The organism is Bifidobacterium apousia, assembly GCF_007559275.1.
GTDB lineage: Bacteria > Actinomycetota > Actinomycetes > Actinomycetales > Bifidobacteriaceae > Bombiscardovia > Bombiscardovia apousia.
Map to the genome: position 1 here is coordinate 491,689 of NZ_VMHK01000001.1, position 18,835 is coordinate 510,523.

Below are 18,835 nucleotides of genomic sequence, written 5' to 3' on the forward strand. Positions count from 1 at the left end.
CGGATAGAAGGCTTATGGCAAAAGATGGTGTGATCGAGGTGGAAGGGCGTGTGGTCGAGGCCCTCCCCAATGCGATGTTCCGCGTCGAGCTCGAGAACAAGCACCTGGTGCTGGCCACCATTTCCGGCAAAATGCGCAAGAACTATATCCGCATTCTGCCCCAGGATCGGGTGGTGCTCGAAATGAGTCCCTACGATCTGAACCGCGGACGGATTACGTACCGGTACAAGTAACAAGGTACACAAGCAAAGGAAAACCATGAAGGTCAGCCCTAGTGTGAAGAGAATCTGCGAGAACTGCCGCGTGATTCGTCGTCACGGCCGCGTCATGGTGATCTGCAAAAACCCACGCCACAAGCAGCGCCAGGGCTGAGCGGATTCCCAGCGGCAACGAACACCAAAGGCGCTGAGTCACAGCCGACAGGCTGAACCCCGGGTGCGCAGGCCCGGGCCGGGAGACCGGAAGACTCGGTGCACGACCTGCGTAGAACAAAAAGGAATCGCAATGGCACGTCTTGCCGGAGTCGACATCCCCAACGAGAAGCGCATAGAGATAGCCCTCACCTACATCTTCGGTGTGGGCCGTACTCGCGCCAAGGAAACACTTGCCGCGACCGGAGTGAATCCGGACACCCGCGTCAAGGATCTCACGGACGAGCAGCTCATTACGCTGCGTGATTACCTCGAGGGAAACTACAAGATCGAGGGTGATCTGCGTCGTGAGATCGACGCCGATATTCGCCGTAAGATCCAGATCAATTGCTATCAGGGCCAGCGCCACCGCAGGGGCCTGCCCGTGCGTGGCCAGCGGACCAAGACCAATGCCCGCACCCGCAAGGGACCCAAGCGCACCGTCGCCGGAAAGAAGAAGGCGACCAAGTAAGGCCGAATGCGAAGCGGGGATGAGGGTCCCCGAGGATTCGCACGAGCAATCAGTTATTCGTGACAAGGAAACGAGGATCAATGGCAGCAGCAAAGCAGGCCGCGCGCAAGCCTCGTCGTCGGGATCGCAAGTCGGTTCCGGTCGGGCAGGCGCATATCAAGTCAACATTCAACAACACCATCATCTCCATCACCGATCCTTCCGGTGCTGTAGTGGCCTGGGCTTCAGGCGGCGACGTAGGCTTCAAGGGCTCCCGCAAGTCCACTCCTTACGCAGCGGGAATGGCCGCCGAATCCGCAGCCCGCAAGGCCATGGAGCATGGGGTCAAGAAGGTGGATGTCTTCGTCAAGGGCCCGGGTTCGGGCCGCGAGACCGCCATCCGCTCCCTGCAGTCCGCAGGCCTGGAGGTCGGTTCCATCTCTGATGTGACCCCACAGGCACACAATGGCGTTCGTCCTCCCAAGCGCCGTCGCGTCTGAGCACTAAAAAACCCATGAATCCACCCGCGAAGACCGGTGAGTGCACCACCGGTCGGAGCTGAAAGGATAGCAACAGTGCTTATTGCACAGCGTCCGACTCTTACTGAAGAAGTCGTCAATGCCCAGCGCTCCCGTTTCACCATCGAGCCGCTGGAGCCCGGATTCGGGTACACCCTGGGCAACTCCCTGCGTCGTACCCTGCTGAGCTCCATACCGGGAGCGGCTGTGACCTCGGTTCGCATCTCGGGTGCCCTGCACGAGTTCACCACGCTGCCTGGTGTGGAGGAGGACGTCACCGAGATCCTGCTCAACATCAAGGGCATCGTGCTGACCAGCGAGTACGACGAGCCTGTGGTCATGTATTTGCGCAAGAGCGGCAAGGGCGAGGCCACCGCCGGGGACATTACCCCGCCGGCCGGTGTCACCGTGGCCAATCCTGATCTGCATATCGCGACCTTGGCCGAGGATGGCGAGCTGGAGATTGAGTTTACGGTGGAGCGTGGGCGTGGATACGTCCAGGCCCAGCTCAACAAGCAGGACAACGATGAGATTGGCCGCATCCCGGTCGATTCCATCTACTCTCCCGTGCTCAAGGTCAGCTACAAGGTCGAGGCCACCCGCGTCGAGCAGCGCACGGATTTCGACAAGCTGATCCTGGATGTGGAGACCAAGCCTGCCATCTCGCCGCGCGACGCGGTGGCATCCGCAGGGTCGACCCTGGTCGAGCTCTTCGGCCTCTGCCGCGAGCTCAACACTCAGGCTGAGGGCGTGGAAGTCGGACCCGAGCCGGTGGTGGAAGAGGCCGATCCGCAGATGTCCGTGCCGATTGAGGACCTGAACCTGACGCAGCGTTCCTACAACTGCCTCAAGCGCGAGGGAATCCATACCATCGGCGAACTGGTCTCGCATACCGAGCAGGATCTGCTGGACATCCGCAACTTCGGCATGAAGTCCATCGACGAGGTCAAGGAGAAGCTTGAGGGCATGGGGCTGTCGCTGAAGGCCTCCCCGCTGGGCTTCGACACCAATAATCTCGAGGGAGGCACCTTCTTCTCGCCTGACGACGAGTGAAGAAGGATCGCAGCCTTCGTATGAGCGGGCGAGGGGAAGGGTTCCGTCGCCTGCTGACAGCAATTCCGGGAAGTCGGATGTTCGGGCGTATGCCCACCTGTCCTCCCGGGCCGTAAGGAGATAATCCAATGCCAAAACCTAGCAAGGGCCCACGTCTGGCCTCCAGCCCGGCGCACGAGCGGCTGATGCTGGCCAACATGGCCACCAGCCTCTTTGCCAACGGCCGTATCACGACCACTCTGCCCAAGGCCAAGCGCCTGCGTCCGCTGGCTGAGCGGCTGATCACCTTCGCCAAGCGTGGGGATCTGCCTGCCCGTCGCCGCGTCATGCGCGTCATCCGCGACAAGTCTGTGGTCCACATCCTGTTCACGCAGATCGCCGAGCAGATGCAGCAGCGCGAGGGCGGCTACACCCGCATCACCAAGATCGCGCCTCGCCGTGGAGACAACTCCCCCCAGGCCGTGATCGAGCTGGTCACCGAGCCCCTGTCGGCCAAGAAGGCCGTCGTCAAGGAGGCTGAGTCCGCAGCCAAGGTGGCCGCCAAGGACGACAATGCCGAGGTGGCTGCGGCCACTGACGCCGCCGTCGCCGAAGGCGCTGCCAAGGACGCCGTCGACCAGGCCGTCGAGGCCAACGAGTCCGATCAGGACGTGTCCCAGGCCGACCAGGCCGCCGAGGATCTGGAACAGACCGCTGACAAGGCGGATCAGGCCGAAGCCCAGGCTGAGGAAGATGCCGACGTGGCTGAGGATGCCGAGAAGACTGCCGAGTAATCGGCTATTGCATTCGATGACGGGGTCGGGGAGCATGGCTCTCCGGCCCCGTTTGTCATCGCTGCCAGGGAGGTCTTGATGGAAGGTCAGGAAGGGAAGATGTCCCTTGTCAGGCTGCGCATGGATCTGGCCTATGACGGTGGCGGCTTCCATGGCTGGGCCCGGCAGCCAGGGCTTCGTACGGTCCAAGGTTGCATTGAGCAGGCTCTGTCTCTGATCACTGGAGCCCGCAGCTCACAAGGCGGCGTTCCCCATAACCACGACGTCTGGGAACCAAGACTGGTCGTGGCTGGCAGGACCGACACCGGGGTCCATGCGTCTCATCAGGTGGCGCACCTGGACATTCCCGATGGTGTGCTCGAGTCCTGCAGGGGCCATATGGAGGCAGACGGTGTTGTGGCCCTGGAACGCCGTCTGAGGCACCTGCTGCCTGCTGACATCGTTCTGCTCGGTCTCGGATTGGCCCCTAGGGGCTTTGATGCCCGCTTCTCTGCTATGGAACGCACCTACCTGTATCGGGTCAGCCAGGGGGGTCAGCCAGGGGATCCCCGCATGCGGGGCTATGTGCTGGACCTGGAGGGAAGCCTGGATCTGCAAGCTATGAACGAGGCTGCAAGAGCGTGTATCGGCTTGCATGACTTCGGATCCTTCGCCAGGCCAAACCCTGGCGGCACGACCATCCGCAAGGTCCTGGCCGCACACTGGGATCTGGTTCCGGCCGTGAATCTGTTCGGTGCGGCTCCGGACCAGAGTGTTGTCGGGTACCTTCCGACTTTCATGGAATCCGGGCTGACCGTCTTTCGGATCGTGGCTGACGCATTTGCCCACAATATGGTTCGCTCACTGGTAGCAGCCTGCATTCAGGTGGGCCTGGGACGCCGGTCAGTGCCATGGTTCGTCGACAAGGTAGCCCGCCCCCTGCGCGAAGGTTCCACCGGTCCCATAGATGCTCGGGGCCTGACCCTGGAGCATGTGGCCTACCCGCCTGATGGCCAGCTGGCTGAACGGGCGCAGGCTATCAGAGCCCGCCGTACATTATGATCCTCTGCCTGTTCATGGCAATCGGTGACTGCGCCACGCCGCTTGCCAGGTAGGGACTCTGTGGCATAATAGAAAAGTTGTTGTTCGGCAGTGTCGGGCAACGACCATGGTTGAGTGTCCGAGCGGTCTAAGGAGCACGCCTCGAAAGCGTGTGAGGGCAACTCCCTCCGCGAGTTCGAATCTCGCCTCAACCGCCCCCACTGGTCCCGGCCCCACGGTCGGGGCCTTTTTTCGTATACTGTCTGATGACGGCATGTGCATGATTACGATAAAGGGGCTCATGCCTTCCTGCTGAAGGAGGTCCTTTGGTCGGCATCAAAGACGTGGCCGCTCTGGCGGGAGTTTCCATAAGCACTGTTTCCTATGTATTCTCGGGCAAACGACCGGTAAGCGACGCGACGAAGATCAGGGTGCTCAAGGCAGTCCAGCAATTGGATTACCACCCCGGATCAGGAGCCGCCATGCTCCGAAGGGACCGCAGAACCCATCTGATCGTGCTGAGCTCGCCAATGCATCCCTATACCGACTATTCGAACTACGCCACCTTTTTCTTCGCCGTAGTTGCCAGGGCCAGACACTACCACTACAACGTGGTCCTTTTGATGGATGAGGACGATACGGACGAACTCCTGAGAATGTCATACAGTGGCATGATCGACGGTGTCCTCCTCTTGGATGTGACCATGGAGGATCCGCGGGTAGCCCAGGCACATACCTCCTTGGTGCCCTATGTCTCCATTGGATATGCCAGCGATCCGTCCAATGTGCTTTCCGTTGACGTGGATTTTCATGCTATGGGCTTGTACAACTCACAATGGTCGATCGTCATCATATTCACGGTCATCCAGAGCGCATTCGGCACCTATCTTCTGTCCAGCGTCTACGGAACCTTCCCCAAGGCCATTCTGGAAGCTGCCACCATAGATGGGGCCAGCCGGTGGAGAATTCTCAAGGACATTGTCTTCCCCATCTCCAAGCCCACGCTGAGCGTCATGCTGGTCTTCTTCTTCATCTGGACCTGGAATGAGTACATGATTCCTATGGCCTTCCTGATTGACAATTCCAAGCAGACGGTCCCCATTGCCATAGCGTCGTTGACTGGAGACAGGCTGATGGATGTGACCACCACGGCTGCGGCCTCACTGATCAGCATTGTGCCCACGCTGATCTTCTATCTGATCTTCCAAAGGACCCTTTCCAAGGGCATTACTACAGGAGCTGTGAAATAACATGAAGTTCACCAATGGATATTGGCTGACCCGGCCCGGCGTCGAGGCTCTCTACGCACGTTCTCCCTATGAATTGTCGGTAGGGCCAGATGGGAGGAGCATCGATGTCCTGGCTACGACCAGGGTCGTGACCGGCCGGGCCGACACCCTGAATCTGCCGACCTTCCGGATCCATGCCACCTCGCCGGCTGAAGGGATCATCCAGGTGCAGGCAACCCATTGGAAGGGGACCAGGACCTGTCCGGGCTTCCCTGTTCACGAGCAGGATCCGGATTCCGGATTCGTCAAGGCCAGCGCTCAAGGTGCTGGCGACGGCGAGGTCGGAGAAGACGGGGCTTCGGTGACTCTGACATCGGGCAACCTGAGCCTGACCATGACCAAGGGGCCCGTCTTCGACATGGCTTTTGCCTGCGAGGGCAAGGAGCTCACCCATGCCAGGGGCAAGTCTCTGGCAAGGTTCGCTTTGGCTCCCGACGCCGCCGTAAGTACGCAACCGGTGGGGGAGTTCGGCGTAGCGCCCACGGCCAGGGCCTATGATGAGTCTCCGGTCTTCACTGCCATTCAACTTGGCTTGTCAGTCGGGGAAAGGGTCTACGGCTTTGGCGAAAGGTTCGGCCCATATCTGAAGAACGGGCAGAGCATAGACATCTGGAACGAAGATGGCGGCACAGCCAGCGAGCAAGGCTATAAGGACATTCCCTTCTATATGACCAGCAAGGGCTACGGTGTTCTGGTCAACAACCGCGGGCACGTCTCCTTCGAGGTGGCCACGGAGAACACCGAGACCGTCCAGTTCAGCGTACCCGGCGAAGTTCTGGACTTCTATCTGATCGCCGGACCGAATCCTGAACGAATCCTGGAGCGATACACGGCTCTGGTGGGTCGTCCGGCCAAGGTCCCCGCCTGGTCATACGGTCTCTGGCTGACCACATCCTTCACCACGAAATATGACGAGAAGACCGTGACATCCATGATCGATGGCATGGCTCAACGGCATATTCCCCTGAGCGTTTTTCACTACGACTGCTATTGGATGAGGGAATTCCACTGGACCGACTTCCAATGGGATCGACGCTTCTTCCCTGATATAGAGGGGACCCTGGGACGCCTCCACCGCGAGAAGGGGCTGCATGTCTGCGCCTGGATCAATCCGTATATCGGGCAGGAAAGCGCCCTCTTTGACCAGGCTGCAGACAAGGGCTACCTGGTTCGCAAGCCCAATGGAGACATATGGCAGACCGATCTTTGGCAGGCCGGCATGGGGTTGGTGGATTTCACTAATCCGGACGCTTGCAAGTGGTTCAAAGAGCACGTCAAGCATCTCCTCAAGCAAGGAGTGGACGCCATCAAGACCGATTTCGGTGAGCGCATCCCTGCCGATGTGGTCTGGTTCGACGGCTCGGATCCTGCGAGCATGCATAACTGGTATACGCAACTGTACAATCAGACCGTTTTCAAGGCCATCGAAGAGGTGTACGGAAAAGGGCAGGCTTGCCTGTATGCACGATCTGCCACGGTGGGTGGCCAGCAGCAGCCTGTTCACTGGGGCGGCGACTGCGAATCCACCTTCAACGGCATGGCGCAGACCTTGCGGGCCGGCCTGTCGCTGGTAAGTTCCGGTTTCGGTTTCTGGAGCCACGATATCGGCGGTTTTGAAGGAGCAAGACCCGACCCTGCCGTTTACAAACGCTGGATAGCGTTCGGTCTGCTCTCCTCTCACTCCAGGCTGCACGGCTCCACTGTCTACCGAGTCCCCTGGCTCTTCGATGAGGAGGATCAGCGCAGGGGAGTGGTCAATCCTCCTGAGCAGACCGCAGTGAGCGTGCTGCGAAAGTTCACCAGGTTGAAGATATCCATGATGCCCTACCTCTACCAGGTCGGACTTGGTGCGCATGAGCGGGGGGTCCCGGTCATGCGTTCCATGTTCATGGAGTTCCCTGACGAGAGGACGGCGCTGGATTGCGACCGTCAGTACATGCTGGGGCCCTCGCTTTTGGTGGCGCCGGTCTTCTCCTACACGGGTGATGTGGAATACTACCTGCCCAAGGGGGTATGGACGGATTGGTTCACCGGCCGCCAGGTGGACTGCCGACAGTCCGGCCAGTGGATGCATGAAAAGCATGGCTTCGATACGGTTCCGCTCTGGGTGCGCGACGGGACTGTTTTAGTCACCCGCCAGGGACAGGAATCAACTGAATATGCTTATGGAACCGATTCTACGGTCTCGGTCTTCCTGGCTCACGATGGAAGAACCAGTGCGACGGTGACCGAGGAAGATGGAAGCAGCCTGGTTTTCCAGGCGGAACGCTCAGGAAGCACAGTAACCATCACTTCCTCGGACGGTCGGGAATTCACCGGTTGCCTGGGGATGGGTGAGGGGAAGCCTTCTCGAAACGGGCGTCTGGTTCTGTCAGCTGATTGAACAAGGGCGGCCGCATCCTTATAGATCACTGTCGGTTTGCCGACTGGGTCGGATGCTGGCGTAATGCCACAGGCAGTCTGACACGGCTCTGAGCTTCGATGCTGAGCAAATAAAAGACCGTCCAATGCAGAAGGCGATGCGATGGCCAGCACCGGGTCGCCCCCTGCATTGTACGGGTTCATACCCCCCGCGTTCCTAGGGAATGCTCCTGTGGAACACGTTCTATAATATCACTGCCTGAACCTTTAACGCCACCCGCAAAGTTTCGTGAAATCTGCAGTAAGAGATGGTTAGTTTAGTGTGTTTGACGATCGATCTTCATCATGAATCAGGTTTTGCGCACGCATTGGCAGGGTTTGCTCGCATATACGGATGAGGAGACCTGAGAGTGTGATCAGAGCAGCCTGCTGCTGGAGGATCCGTCCCAGACGTCAGTGCTTTGGTGCCTGCAACAGGGCTGACGAAGTGGCCGGGTAGCCGAGGTTCATGGCCATGGACAAGTGGGCTACGATCATGTCGACCAGGGCCGATGTGGCCTCTTGGCGGCTTTTCGCGTTCTGGCTGGCGTCAGTTCGTATGGTGCCTGAGGAGCCGTTCAGCTTCCTCCCCACAGCCAGAAGGGTCCGGGCCGTATCCATCTCGATCAGGGCAGGGGTGGGGGCCTGTATTCCGTTGGCGGGATCGGTGCACTCGTCAGGGTGCGCCAGCAGATCAGTGGTGGGATAGACCCCCTGCCGGGGATCGTGCTTGGCCTGGCCGACCAGGATCTGCGCCGCAGTAGTGTGTGCATCGGCTAGGGTCAGCATCCATGCGGCATCCGTCTTGCGGGCCGCAAGGACCGAGAGTTCGAATCCGGAACGGTCTTCGCTGGTGATGGCCTGATCGGCTAATTCGGTGGGCAGCGCCTTGGCCAGCGGATCCAGCCGCTGTGCAGCCTGGACCAGCCTCAACGTAGCTGTTCGACGATCAGCCTGCCCGCTCTGGGAAGTCGCCAAAGCCTGGGCTGCGTGTACCGTAGCTTCGTCCAGGCGAGCAGGGCACTCGCGAGCCGCTTGAACCCAAGCTTGGGCTTGGCTGTCAGGCTGATCTTTTTGAAGCCGTTCCGACTGCCGGGCCCGCGTCCATGCCTGTTCGCAGGCGGTGGGGCGGAGGTTGTCGGGGTCGTGCTGGCTGATGTGCACCGCCGAGGGTGCGCATCCTGAGATGGTGACGGCCAGCAGAAGTACTGCGATGCCGGTCCTCATCCGTCGTGCCAGGATCGCTGGCCGACGACTCGCCCACCCGTGGTATTCAGGAACCGGCTGTGTCTGCATGAAAGGCTAGAATAGTAGGCATTGCAGACTAAAAGAAGCGCGGTCTGAATAACTTCATAGGAGGTCTTGACATGGAACTGGACCTGGCTGAAATTCATCAGCTGGCACACGAACAAGGGATTGATGCCGAGACCTTGGATCAAGCACTGAGCGAGGCTCTTCTTCTGGCCTACCAGAAGTCGCCTCACGCAGCCAAGCACGCACGGGTGGAGCTGGACGAACGTGCGGGGACTTTCACCATTTGGGCACAGGACGAGATTGCTCGCGAACCCACGCCAGAAGAACCTGAACCGGGCTATGATCTGGGCGAGGAATACGACGACACACCGAAGGACTTCGATCGGCTGGCAGCCTCCACGGCCCGCCAGGTCATCCGCCAGCTTTTCCGTCAGGCAGATGACGAGCGTGTCTTCGGAGCTTTCTCGGGCCAGAAGGGCCATCTGATCACTGGAGTCGTGCAGCAGGATGCCAGCGATCCCGGCAATGTGCATGTGGCCGTGGACAATGTCGAGGCCATTCTGCCCCGCCGCGAGCAGGTGCCTGGAGAACATTACCGGCACGGCCAGCGGATCCGCGTTTACGTGGTCAATGTCTCCCGCGGACTTAAGGGGCCGGAAATCATCGTGTCACGTTCCCACCCGGAGCTGGTTCGCCGCCTCTTTGAGCGGGAGGTGCCTGAGCTGGTCTCTGGCGCAGTCTCCATCATGGCCATTGCTCGTGAGGCCGGGGCCAGAACCAAGATCGCAGTCCGAGCCAACACCAAGGGGGTCAATCCCAAGGGTGCGCTGATCGGTCCGGGCGGCGCGCGCGTGCGTGCCGTCATGGAGAATCTGGGACCTGAGAAGATCGACATTGTGGACTGGTCCAAGGATCCTGCCGAGTTTGTGGCGGCGGCCCTGTCACCGGCCGTAGTCCGCCAGGTGCAGATCGTCAGCGAGTCCAACCGCACAGCCATTGCCTTTATCAAGGACGCCCAGCTCTCCCTGGCCATCGGCAAAGAGGGCCAGAACGCCCGTCTGGCCGCCAAGCTGACCGGCTGGAAGATCGGCATCGAGTCCGAGGAGGCCCACCAGCAAAAATTGCGTGAGTTGCAGGCACAATCGGCTTCGGCTGCTGGTGAAGACGCCTGAGAGCAAACATCCGACGACGCGAGTATGCTGGATCCGGTATCCCGAGTCCGGTGGTTCATGCCGTCGGCCCCGGCACAGAGACGAGGTAACACGATCATGGTCGCACGATGAGACAGGATATGTTCGCCGTCATCAAAGAGTGATCGCGCCGGTCATATGCGCGGTCCGGTAAGGAGAAAGTAAGTGCCCAAAGCACGCGTGTATGAGCTGGCCAAGGAATTTGGCGTAGACAGCAAGACTGTTCTGGCGAAATTGAAGGACATGGGCGAGTTCGTCAAATCCGCATCCTCCACGGTCGAGGCCCCTGTGGTTCGTCGACTCAAGAACGCTTTCCCTCAGAAGGGACAGGGCGACGCTGGCCAGGCCGCTGCACGAAATGCCCGGCCAGGCAGCCCTAATCATGGAAGCGGCCAGGGTCAGCATGGCCGCCCGCAGTCCGGCGGCACCCACCAGTCCACGCCTGGGCCCAAGCCCGGACAGGGCCATCGGCCTTCGGCCGGTGGCGACGCGCCACGGGGTCAGCAGCGTCCCGGTGGCCACTTCCCCAAGCCCGGTGCCCCCCAGGGCAACCGCCATGAGCATGAGCAGCGCAACCAGTCCCGTGGACCCAAGCCTTCAGCCATGGGCAGGCCCGGACCCCAGGGGTCGCGCAACAACGGTCGTCCCGGCGGATCCAACGCTGCAGCAGCGCGTCATGGTGCACGGCCGGGAGCATCCACGCCTCGTCCAGGCAACAATCCTTTCAGCCGCAAGCAGGGGATGAAGGCTCCCATGCCTTCGGACATCCCCAGGCCGCATCCTATGGCCAGGCCCACCGTCAACGACTCCCGCAGGGGCCGGGGCGGATTCCGCAACGGTCGTGGCGGTCGTTCCGGGCAGGGCGCCCGTCCAGGCCAGTGGGGTCATAACCGTCCAGGCCAGCAGACGCATCAGGGCGGCAGCCGTTTCGGCGGCGCTTCGTCGGCACCCTCAGGCGGCTTCCGCGGCGGTTCAGGTCGAGGCGGTCGTGGTCGCGGCGGCGCTGCCGGAGCCTTTGGCCGCCAGGGAGGCAAGTCCTCCAAGGCCCGCAAGAACCGGATGGCCAAGAGGCATGAATTCCAGGAGATGAAGGCACCCGTCATCGGCGGCGTGCGCATCCCCGCTGGCAATGGGCGTACCGTCAAGCTGCGCCAGGGCGCCACCCTGGCCGACCTGGCTGACAAGATCAACGTCAACCCCGCTGCCCTGGTCACGGTGCTCTTCCACCTGGGCGAGATGGCTACGGCCACCCAGTCCCTGGATGAGGCGACCTTCCAGATTCTGGGCGACGAGATCGGCTGGAAGATTCGCATCGTCTCCGCCGAGGAGGAGGACAAGGAGCTCCTTCAGCAGTTCGACATCAACCTGGACGAAGAACGCGAGGACCAGGATGACAAGAACCTGCAGCCCAGGCCTCCGGTGGTTACGGTCATGGGCCATGTCGACCACGGCAAGACCCGGTTGCTGGACACCATTCGCAAGACCAACACGACCACCCAGGAGGCTGGCGGCATCACCCAGCGCATCGGAGCCTACCAGGCCACGGTCACCCTGGACGGGGAGGATCGCAAGATCACCTTCCTGGACACCCCTGGTCACGAGGCCTTTACGGCCATGCGTGCCCGTGGTGCCGAGCTGACGGATGTGGCTGTCCTGGTGGTGGCCGCGGACGACGGCGTCATGCCGCAGACCGTGGAGGCCATCAACCACGCCCAGGCCGCCCATGTGCCCATCGTGGTGGCTGTCAACAAGATCGACGTCGAGGGAGCCAATCCCCAGAAGGTGCGCGGTCAGCTGACCGAGTTCGGCCTGGTATCCGAAGAGTATGGCGGCGACACCATGTTCGTCGACATCTCCGCCAAGCTGGGCACCAACGTGGACAAGCTCCTGGAGGCCGTCCTGCTGACTGCCGACGCCGATCTTGACCTTCGGGCCAACCCCGACATGGACGCTCGCGGCGCCACGGTCGAGGCCCGCTTGGACAAGGGTCGCGGAGCTGTGGCCACTGTGCTGGTCCAGCAGGGGACCCTGCATGTGGGCGATGCCATCGTGGCTGGATCGGCCTATGGTCGTGTGCGCGCCATGCTGGACGAGAACGGCCGGCAGATGGATGCCGCAGGCCCTTCCACGCCCGTGCAGGTGCTGGGGCTCACTTCGGTGCCCACCGCCGGCGACCTCTTCCTGGTCGCGCCCGACGATCGCACCGCCCGTCAGATCGCCGAGAAGCGCGAGGCTTCGGCCCGTGCCGCTCAGCTGGCCAAGCGCCGCAAGGTGGTCTCCCTGGAGAGCCTGAAGGAGCAGTTCGCCAAGTCCGAGGTGGACATGCTCAACATCGTCATCAAGGGCGACTCCTCCGGCTCGGTCGAGGCCCTGGAGGACTCCCTGATGAAGATCGAGGTATCCGACGAGGTCGGTATCCAGGTCATCCACCGGGGCGTGGGCGCCATCACCCAGAACGACGTCAACCTGGCCACGGTCGACAAGGCCGTCATCATCGGCTTCAATGTCCGGCCCAACCGGCAGGTCCAGGATCTGGCCGACCGCGAGGGTGTGGAGATCAAGTACTACTCGGTCATCTACAACGCCATCGAGGACATCGAGGCGGCGCTCAAGGGCATGCTCAAGCCGGAGTACGAGGAGGTCACCACCTCCCACTCCGAGATCCGCGAGATCTTCCGTTCCTCCAAGTTCGGCAACATCGCGGGCGTCATGGTCCAGGACGGCACCGTCAAGCGGGGCACCAAGGCTCGCATCGCCCGCAACGGGGTGGTCACCATCAACGACCTGGAGATCTCCTCCCTGCGCCGGTTCAAGGACGATGTCAACGAGGTGTCCGAAGGCTACGAGGCTGGCATCAACCTGGGCTCCTTCAACGACATCGAGGTTGGCGATATCATCGAGACCTACGAGATGCAGGAAGTGGAACGCAAGTAGAGCCTGTCGGCCATCCGACTGTGCGTCGGAGGGTTCGTGGCGATCCGCCCCGGTCCGGGTACTCCCTGGCCGGGGCGGATGTCCATGAATGCGACGATTAGTCGCAGACGGTTCGAGAAAGGAATCATGATGGCTGGAAATCCCCGCGCTGTACGCATAGCGGCCCTGATACAACGGGTCGTGGCCTCTGCGCTGGAGTCCCAGATGCACGACAAGCGCCTGGCAGGGGTCACCGTCACTGAGGTTCGGGTCACCAACGACCTGCAGATAGCCAAGATCTACTGGACCCAGCTGGGTCGGTCCGGTCATGAGGCCGGGGAACGCAAGCGCGCCCAGCAGGCCCTGAGGCAGGCCTCCGGCAGGCTGCGCACCCTAGTCGGCGCCCGGGCCGGTCTGCGGCTGACGCCTACGCTGCGCTTCATCTACGACGAGGTGCCTGCCGAGGCGACCGAGATCGAGGATGTGCTGACTGCGGCCCGTCACCGGGACGAGGCCATGGCCAAGGCCCGGGTCAATGCCAGCTATGCCGGCGACCCCGACCCGTACCGGCATGACGACGAGGAAGAGTCCGATGGGTCGGGCTCCGCCCCTGACGAACCTGCGGCGGAGGATACGGATGAGGCCGACCGCTGAGCCGTCGGACGGCATAAAGTCCGGCGCCGGTGAACCGACCTCGGGCATCATCCTTGTTGACAAGCCGAGCGGTGTGACCAGCCATGACGTGGTGGCAGCCGTCCGGTCCAGCCTCGGCATGCGCCGCGTAGGCCACGCTGGCACCCTGGATCCCATGGCCACCGGTCTGCTGGTCATTGGATTCGGACAGGCCACGCGGCTGCTGACGGTCATCGTCGGCCATGACAAAACCTACCGCGCCACCATGCGCCTGGGGCTGGGCACCACTACGGACGACGCAGACGGGAATCTGCTGACGGTGCGTCCTGGAGCTGCGCAGAGGGTGGACGAGCTGACAGCCCAGGGTCTGCAGGATTTGATTGATCGCTGCTTCACCGGCTGGATCGACCAGGTGCCGGATGCCTTCTCCGCCATCAAGGTCAAGGGCAGGCGGGCCTATGACCTGGCTCGCGCAGGCCAGGAGGTCAAGCTGGAGCCCAGACGCATACGGATTGCATCCTTCCGTCTGCTCGACTTTCGCCGTGTGGATCTGCCCGACCAGGGCACCATAGTGGTCGATGCGGATGTGGAGGTGACATGCTCCAGCGGCACCTACATCCGGGCCTTGGCTCGCGATCTGGGCGAGCAGCTGGATCTGGGCGGCCACCTGACTGTTTTGAGACGGATTCGCGTGGGTCCATTCGATTTGGAGAATCCCGGCCTGGCGTCTAAGGCTGTGGGCGGCCAGGTAGTCCCTCACACCTACCGGAACCGACAAGGTCAGACGGTTGTCCGCAGTCGTATGGTCCTGGACCGCGACCGGCAGGCGATCTTGGATGGCTCGCTTGACCTGGCGCAGGCAGCACGCATGACCATGCCCGCTCTGAACCTGGATGCCGACCAGGCTGCCAGAGTGGCCAACGGCGGATTCCTGGATCTGCCGGTTGCTGGGCCCACGGCCGCCCTGGCCGGACCTGAGGGCAGGCAGCGTCTGGCTGCTATCCTAGTGCCCAGTACACGAGGCGGGGCCAAACCGGATGTGGTCTTCCACCCCGAGTCCTGAGTGTGCAGGCTCGGGTTGAGCCCCAGGGTCTTGCCAGGGTGCGACGGTGGGCATACAGTGCTTAAGGAATTTTCGGCGCCCGGGTTCGGGGGCCGCCATGACTAAGTGATGGGAAGCGGATGAAGGTCAGCCAGGTCAGCCCGGATGAGTCGGGCATTGTCAGTTGGCCGGGAACCTTGGGGGCCCGGTCCAGTGTGGTCACCATCGGTGTCTTCGATGGCATGCATCAGGGTCATCAGGCCCTCCTGCGCCGGGTGGTCGAGCTCGCGGCCAAGGGCCAGGATCGGCCCATGGCCCTGGTCTTCGACCCCAGTCCCAAACTGGTCCACAGCTACGCCGACAGCCATGACATGGTTGAACCGCCCTCGGATCTGATTCGCCATGACTCTGATCAGATCATGCCGATGGAGGAGCGCTTGCGGCTCATGGCCCAGCTGGGGCTGGAACAGGTTGTGGTGGTACGATACACACTGGCCTTTGCGGCCAAATCCTATCGGTTCTTCCTCAAGCAGCTTACCGAACGGCTGGCCATGCGGACCCTGGTCTTGGGCCGTGATGCGCGAATGGGCGCAGGGCGAAGCGGCGACATCGGAGCCATCGGCGCCCTAGCAGACACCGGACTGTTCAACCTGGAAGTCGTGGACGACCAGGGCCCCGGCGACTGCACGCTGCCTGACGCTGACGGCCTGGAGCGACATCAGGTCAGGGCTTGGAGCAGTACCCACCTTCGGCAACTGATCCAGGACGGTGACGTGGATACGGCCTTGGATATTCTGGGTCGGCCTCACATGGTTCAAGGCACAGTGGTGCATGGGGAGCAGCGGGGACGCCGCTTGGGATTTCCGACTGCCAATCTTGCGTCCGACAGCCAGGGGATGATGCCCGCTGATGGAGTCTATGCGGGCTGGCTGGTTGACCTGGGGCTGCCCATGGATCCCATGGCCACGCCGGAGGGCCGTGAGGGTCGGCTGGCTCAGGGCTCGCCTTGGCGGATGCCTGCCGCTATCTCCATCGGCACCAAGGAGACTTTCCTGGCCCCGGGTGAGCATATGCCACAAGTCCTGGAGGCCAACGCCGTGCGGCCGGATTGGGTGGATCTGTACGGCCACCGAGTTCGCGTGGAGTTTCTCAGCCGCCTGCGCGGTCAGCATCGGTATGCGGGCGAGGAGCCCCTCAAACGACAGCTGGCCTTGGACGCCGATCGCACCCTGGAGCTGACCAAGGCGGCAGAAAGAGCGTTTACCGCCAACTGAATACTGGAGGAACCTGGGAACTCACAGCCCTCGGAAGTGGCTGAAGAACTCCCTGGTGCGCGGATTCTCGGACTCGTCCATGACCTCTTGCGGCGTCCCGTTCTCGGCGATGACACCGTCCAGCAGCAGAACCACCCGGTTGGCGGCATGATGGGCGAAACTCATTTCGTGGGTGGCCATGAGGATGGTGGTGCCACCAGCGGTCAGCTCCGAGACCATGGCCAGGACCTCGCCCACCAGCATGGGATCCAGGGCTGAGGTGATCTCATCCAGCAAGAGCAGTTCCGGGTCGGTCATCAGCGCTCGGGCGATGGCCACCCGTTGCTGCTGGCCGCCGGAGAGCTGGTCGGGGTATGCTCCGGCCTTCTTCCTCATGCCGATGCGGTCCAGCAGTTCCAGGGCCCGCTCCCTGGCCTGGTCCTTGGGCATGCCATGAACCTTGATGGCCCCCAGAGTCACGTTTTTCAGGACGTTCATGTGGGGGAAGAGGTTGAACTGCTGGAAGACCACGCCGATTCTGGCTCGGCAGGCATCCTGGTTGATCCGCGGATCGGTGATGTCGGTGCCGCCCAGCCAGATCCTGCCGTCGTTGACGGTCTCCAGCAGGTTGATGCATTTCATCAGGGTGGACTTGCCCGAGCCGGATGGGCCCAGCAGAGCCACGGTCTCATGGGGCATGATGGTCATGGAGATGCCGCGCAGGACCTGGTTGCCCCCAGGGTAGGTCTTGCGTACATCCTCCAGACGGAGCACCGGTTGGTCCTGATTGGCGCCTGCCTGTTCGCTCATACCATGCCTCCGCTCTGTTCGCGCTTGCGCAACCGGTTGGAATACCAGTCGTTGAGAAGAATGAAGGGGACCGAAGTGGCGATGAAGAGCACTGAGGCCACCACATAGGGGGTGAAGTTGTAGGAGGTGGCCACGATGATCTGGGCCGCCCGGACCGCGTCCACAGCTCCCAGAACCGAAATCAGCCCCACGTCCTTCTGCATGGAGATGAAGTCGTTCATCAGTGCCGGCGCCACCTTGCGCAGGGCCTGGGGGATGACGACCAGACGCATGGTTTGCCCCGAAGTCAGGCCCAGTGAGCGGGCCGACGCCCTCTGGGAGGGGCCGACGTCCTGGAAGCCGGCCCTCAGCACCTCGGCAATATAGGCCGAATAGGAGAGGATAATCGCCACAGTGCCCAGCAGGGCTGCCGGAATCCGATTGAAGATGGCCAGTCCGGGGATGCCGAAGCCGATCAGGTAGAGGACCACAATCATAGGGATGCCCCTCATGATCGTGGTATAGACCTGGGCCAGCACCCGCAGGGGAAAGAGCAGCGGGTTCCGGCTGGTGCGGATCATGGCCAGCAGGGTGCCCAGCAGGGCTACGCCGATGACTGCGAAGAAGAGCACCTCCAGATTGAGCCAGAGCCCCTGGAGGACCTTGGGGAAGGCTTGGGCGAAGTAGGCGCCGGAGAAAAACGACTGCTTGACTCGGGGCCAGCCAGGTGAGGCGTGCAGCCCCAGGGCAATCAGCAGGGCCAGTACAAGCGTGCTGGCGATGCTGATCGCCACGGAGCGCAGATTCTGTCGACGGCCGTAGCGTTCCCGTTCCCGTTGGATATCGCTGACCGCGTCCTGTGCCGAGGGGGCCATGAACGACAAGGTTTCCTTTCTTCTCTCAGCCCAGGGTAGGCAGGGAGGTGTAGACGTGCAGCCACTGCTTCTGCAGCTTGTCCAAGGTCCCATCCTTCTTCAGGGCGGTGACAGCCTTGGAAGCGGCCGGGGTCAGCTTGGAGCCCTTGGGCAGGACTATGCCCATGCCCTCCGGGTCCTGCGAGCCCTTGATCTGCCCGAGGATCTTGGCATCCTTGACCTGCTTGGAATCGACCATGGTCACGGCTGAGGGGGTGTCCACGACCAGCGCGTCGATCTGGTTGGCATCCAAGGCTTGGGACGAGGCCACGTCGTCGTTGAAGGTATCGATGTCAGGCTTGACCAGCTTGTGGGCCATCTCGTAGGAGGTGGAGCCGACCATGGCCCCTATCTTGGCGTCCTTGATCTGGGCAAGGGAGGTGGCGGAAGCATATGGAGAGTTTTTTCTGACCACCAGCGACTGGGTGGAGTTGTAATAGCTGGGCGTGAAGTCCACAGCCTGTCGACGCTCCGGGGTGATGGAGAACTGCTGGATGTTCAGATCGTAGTCCTTGCTTCCTGGGGCGATGGCGGCATCAAAGGTGGTCCTGGTCCAAGTGACGTGCGCCTTGTCGAAGCCCATTTTCTCCGCTACGGCATAGGCCACGGCCGCCTCGTAGCCCTTGCCGGATTCGGGCTTGTTGCCCACCACGTAGGGGGCATAAGCCGGGTCTCCAGTGGCAATGGTCAGGGTGCCGGGATGGATGGTCTGCTGACTGGTGTCCTGCTTGGCTGTTGACTGCCCGCTGTCGTTTGATGAGGAGCCACAGGCCGCGCCGGCCATGAGGGTGACTGTCGTGAGTGCGGCCGCCGTCAGCCTGCGTATGGTTTTCCTGGTGAAGATGGTCATGCTGATCTGCTCCTCGCGATGGTGATGGGTGTCGGTCTTCCGGCGACTCCATCCTAGTCCGGCAGGTTAACGAGTCGGCAGGT

General features: G+C 61.9%; 18 protein-coding genes and 1 tRNA gene. 15 read left to right on the forward strand and 4 right to left on the reverse strand.

All coding sequences use genetic code 11. The annotated features are described in order from the left end of the window. Window positions 1-14 precede the first annotated feature (14 nt). The 10 genes from infA (at window position 15) to yicI (ending at window position 7,897) form a co-directional block, all read left to right on the forward strand. A complete protein-coding gene (infA, locus tag FPK30_RS01955; protein ID WP_015022331.1) occupies window positions 15-233 on the forward strand; it encodes a translation initiation factor IF-1 in 219 nt (72 codons plus the stop codon). A 25-nt stretch (window positions 234-258) separates the two neighbouring features. Continuing rightward, window positions 259-372, forward strand: a complete 114-nt coding sequence (gene rpmJ / locus FPK30_RS01960; RefSeq protein ID WP_015022330.1) for a 50S ribosomal protein L36 — start codon at window positions 259-261, stop codon at window positions 370-372. Between the two features lie 132 nt (window positions 373-504). Next, on the forward strand, window positions 505-882 hold the full coding sequence (gene rpsM / locus FPK30_RS01965; RefSeq protein ID WP_015022329.1) for a 30S ribosomal protein S13: 378 nt from the start codon (window positions 505-507) through the stop codon (window positions 880-882). 80 nt (window positions 883-962) lie between these two features. Continuing rightward, window positions 963-1,361, forward strand: coding sequence for a 30S ribosomal protein S11 (gene rpsK / locus FPK30_RS01970; RefSeq protein ID WP_015022328.1), 399 nt, complete (start codon window positions 963-965; stop codon window positions 1,359-1,361). Between the two features lie 75 nt (window positions 1,362-1,436). After that, complete coding sequence (locus FPK30_RS01975; protein ID WP_015022327.1) at window positions 1,437-2,432, forward strand: DNA-directed RNA polymerase subunit alpha; 996 nt, start codon at window positions 1,437-1,439, stop codon at window positions 2,430-2,432. Between the two features lie 128 nt (window positions 2,433-2,560). Continuing rightward, window positions 2,561-3,205 (forward strand): 50S ribosomal protein L17, encoded by a 645-nt coding sequence (gene rplQ / locus FPK30_RS01980; RefSeq protein WP_144085055.1) that lies wholly within the window; start codon window positions 2,561-2,563, stop codon window positions 3,203-3,205. A 78-nt stretch (window positions 3,206-3,283) separates the two neighbouring features. Further along, on the forward strand, window positions 3,284-4,246 hold the full coding sequence (locus FPK30_RS01985) for a tRNA pseudouridine synthase A (RefSeq protein ID WP_144085056.1): 963 nt from the start codon (window positions 3,284-3,286) through the stop codon (window positions 4,244-4,246). Window positions 4,247-4,354: 108 nt separating this feature from the next. Next, a tRNA-Ser gene (locus FPK30_RS01990) sits at window positions 4,355-4,440 on the forward strand. Window positions 4,441-4,551: 111 nt separating this feature from the next. Beyond that, window positions 4,552-5,475, forward strand: coding sequence for a LacI family DNA-binding transcriptional regulator (locus FPK30_RS01995; protein ID WP_144085057.1), 924 nt, complete (start codon window positions 4,552-4,554; stop codon window positions 5,473-5,475). Between the two features lies 1 nt (window position 5,476). After that, on the forward strand, window positions 5,477-7,897 hold the full coding sequence (gene yicI, locus FPK30_RS02000) for an alpha-xylosidase (protein WP_144085058.1): 2,421 nt from the start codon (window positions 5,477-5,479) through the stop codon (window positions 7,895-7,897). 431 nt (window positions 7,898-8,328) lie between these two features. Here yicI and FPK30_RS02005 read toward each other — a convergent pair whose 3' ends face one another. Beyond that, window positions 8,329-9,141 (reverse strand): hypothetical protein, encoded by an 813-nt coding sequence (locus tag FPK30_RS02005; protein WP_144085059.1) that lies wholly within the window; start codon window positions 9,139-9,141, stop codon window positions 8,329-8,331. Window positions 9,142-9,281: 140 nt separating this feature from the next. Here FPK30_RS02005 and nusA point away from each other — a divergent pair, with 140 nt between their 5' ends. The 5 genes from nusA (at window position 9,282) to ribF (ending at window position 16,220) form a co-directional block, all read left to right on the forward strand. After that, entirely contained in the window at window positions 9,282-10,340 is a 1,059-nt protein-coding gene (gene nusA / locus FPK30_RS02010) for a transcription termination factor NusA (RefSeq protein WP_101432768.1), read from the forward strand. A 183-nt stretch (window positions 10,341-10,523) separates the two neighbouring features. After that, window positions 10,524-13,292 carry a translation initiation factor IF-2 gene (infB, locus tag FPK30_RS02015; protein WP_144085060.1) on the forward strand — a complete coding sequence of 923 codons (2,769 nt, stop codon included), beginning with the start codon at window positions 10,524-10,526 and terminating at the stop codon, window positions 13,290-13,292. 129 nt (window positions 13,293-13,421) lie between these two features. Then, window positions 13,422-13,925 carry a 30S ribosome-binding factor RbfA gene (gene rbfA / locus FPK30_RS02020; RefSeq protein ID WP_045925129.1) on the forward strand — a complete coding sequence of 168 codons (504 nt, stop codon included), beginning with the start codon at window positions 13,422-13,424 and terminating at the stop codon, window positions 13,923-13,925. After that, the gene (gene truB, locus FPK30_RS02025; protein ID WP_144085061.1) at window positions 13,909-14,967 is read left to right on the forward strand and encodes a tRNA pseudouridine(55) synthase TruB; all 1,059 of its coding nucleotides are present in this window, start codon (window positions 13,909-13,911) and stop codon (window positions 14,965-14,967) included. The genes rbfA and truB overlap by 17 nt, the downstream gene beginning before the upstream one ends. A 119-nt stretch (window positions 14,968-15,086) precedes the next feature. Further along, a complete protein-coding gene (gene ribF, locus FPK30_RS02030) occupies window positions 15,087-16,220 on the forward strand; it encodes a bifunctional riboflavin kinase/FMN adenylyltransferase (RefSeq protein WP_144085062.1) in 1,134 nt (377 codons plus the stop codon). Between the two features lie 21 nt (window positions 16,221-16,241). Here ribF and FPK30_RS02035 read toward each other — a convergent pair whose 3' ends face one another. From FPK30_RS02035 to FPK30_RS02045, 3 genes are read right to left on the reverse strand one after another with little or no spacing between them, the layout of a single operon-like run. Next, window positions 16,242-17,009 carry an amino acid ABC transporter ATP-binding protein gene (locus tag FPK30_RS02035; RefSeq protein ID WP_144085063.1) on the reverse strand — a complete coding sequence of 256 codons (768 nt, stop codon included), beginning with the start codon at window positions 17,007-17,009 and terminating at the stop codon, window positions 16,242-16,244. Then, window positions 17,006-17,863, reverse strand: coding sequence for an amino acid ABC transporter permease (locus FPK30_RS02040; protein ID WP_144085064.1), 858 nt, complete (start codon window positions 17,861-17,863; stop codon window positions 17,006-17,008). Before FPK30_RS02040 ends, FPK30_RS02035 begins: the two co-directional genes overlap by 4 nt. A gap of 25 nt (window positions 17,864-17,888) precedes the next feature. Beyond that, window positions 17,889-18,752 (reverse strand): ABC transporter substrate-binding protein, encoded by an 864-nt coding sequence (locus FPK30_RS02045; protein WP_101432761.1) that lies wholly within the window; start codon window positions 18,750-18,752, stop codon window positions 17,889-17,891. Window positions 18,753-18,835: the final 83 nt, after the last annotated feature.

Coding starts and splice junctions, on each gene's coding strand:
- infA (WP_015022331.1), top strand. CDS start 15: ATGGCAAAAGATGGTGTGATCGAGGTGGAAGGGCGTGTGGTCGAGGCC.
- rpmJ (WP_015022330.1), top strand. CDS start 259: ATGAAGGTCAGCCCTAGTGTGAAGAGAATCTGCGAGAACTGCCGCGTG.
- rpsM (WP_015022329.1), top strand. CDS start 505: ATGGCACGTCTTGCCGGAGTCGACATCCCCAACGAGAAGCGCATAGAG.
- rpsK (WP_015022328.1), top strand. CDS start 963: ATGGCAGCAGCAAAGCAGGCCGCGCGCAAGCCTCGTCGTCGGGATCGC.
- rplQ (WP_144085055.1), top strand. CDS start 2,561: ATGCCAAAACCTAGCAAGGGCCCACGTCTGGCCTCCAGCCCGGCGCAC.
- FPK30_RS01985 (WP_144085056.1), top strand. CDS start 3,284: ATGGAAGGTCAGGAAGGGAAGATGTCCCTTGTCAGGCTGCGCATGGAT.
- yicI (WP_144085058.1), top strand. CDS start 5,477: ATGAAGTTCACCAATGGATATTGGCTGACCCGGCCCGGCGTCGAGGCT.
- FPK30_RS02005 (WP_144085059.1), bottom strand. CDS start 9,141: ATGAGGACCGGCATCGCAGTACTTCTGCTGGCCGTCACCATCTCAGGA.
- nusA (WP_101432768.1), top strand. CDS start 9,282: ATGGAACTGGACCTGGCTGAAATTCATCAGCTGGCACACGAACAAGGG.
- rbfA (WP_045925129.1), top strand. CDS start 13,422: ATGGCTGGAAATCCCCGCGCTGTACGCATAGCGGCCCTGATACAACGG.
- truB (WP_144085061.1), top strand. CDS start 13,909: ATGAGGCCGACCGCTGAGCCGTCGGACGGCATAAAGTCCGGCGCCGGT.
- ribF (WP_144085062.1), top strand. CDS start 15,087: ATGAAGGTCAGCCAGGTCAGCCCGGATGAGTCGGGCATTGTCAGTTGG.
- FPK30_RS02035 (WP_144085063.1), bottom strand. CDS start 17,009: ATGAGCGAACAGGCAGGCGCCAATCAGGACCAACCGGTGCTCCGTCTG.
- FPK30_RS02040 (WP_144085064.1), bottom strand. CDS start 17,863: ATGGCCCCCTCGGCACAGGACGCGGTCAGCGATATCCAACGGGAACGG.
- FPK30_RS02045 (WP_101432761.1), bottom strand. CDS start 18,752: ATGACCATCTTCACCAGGAAAACCATACGCAGGCTGACGGCGGCCGCA.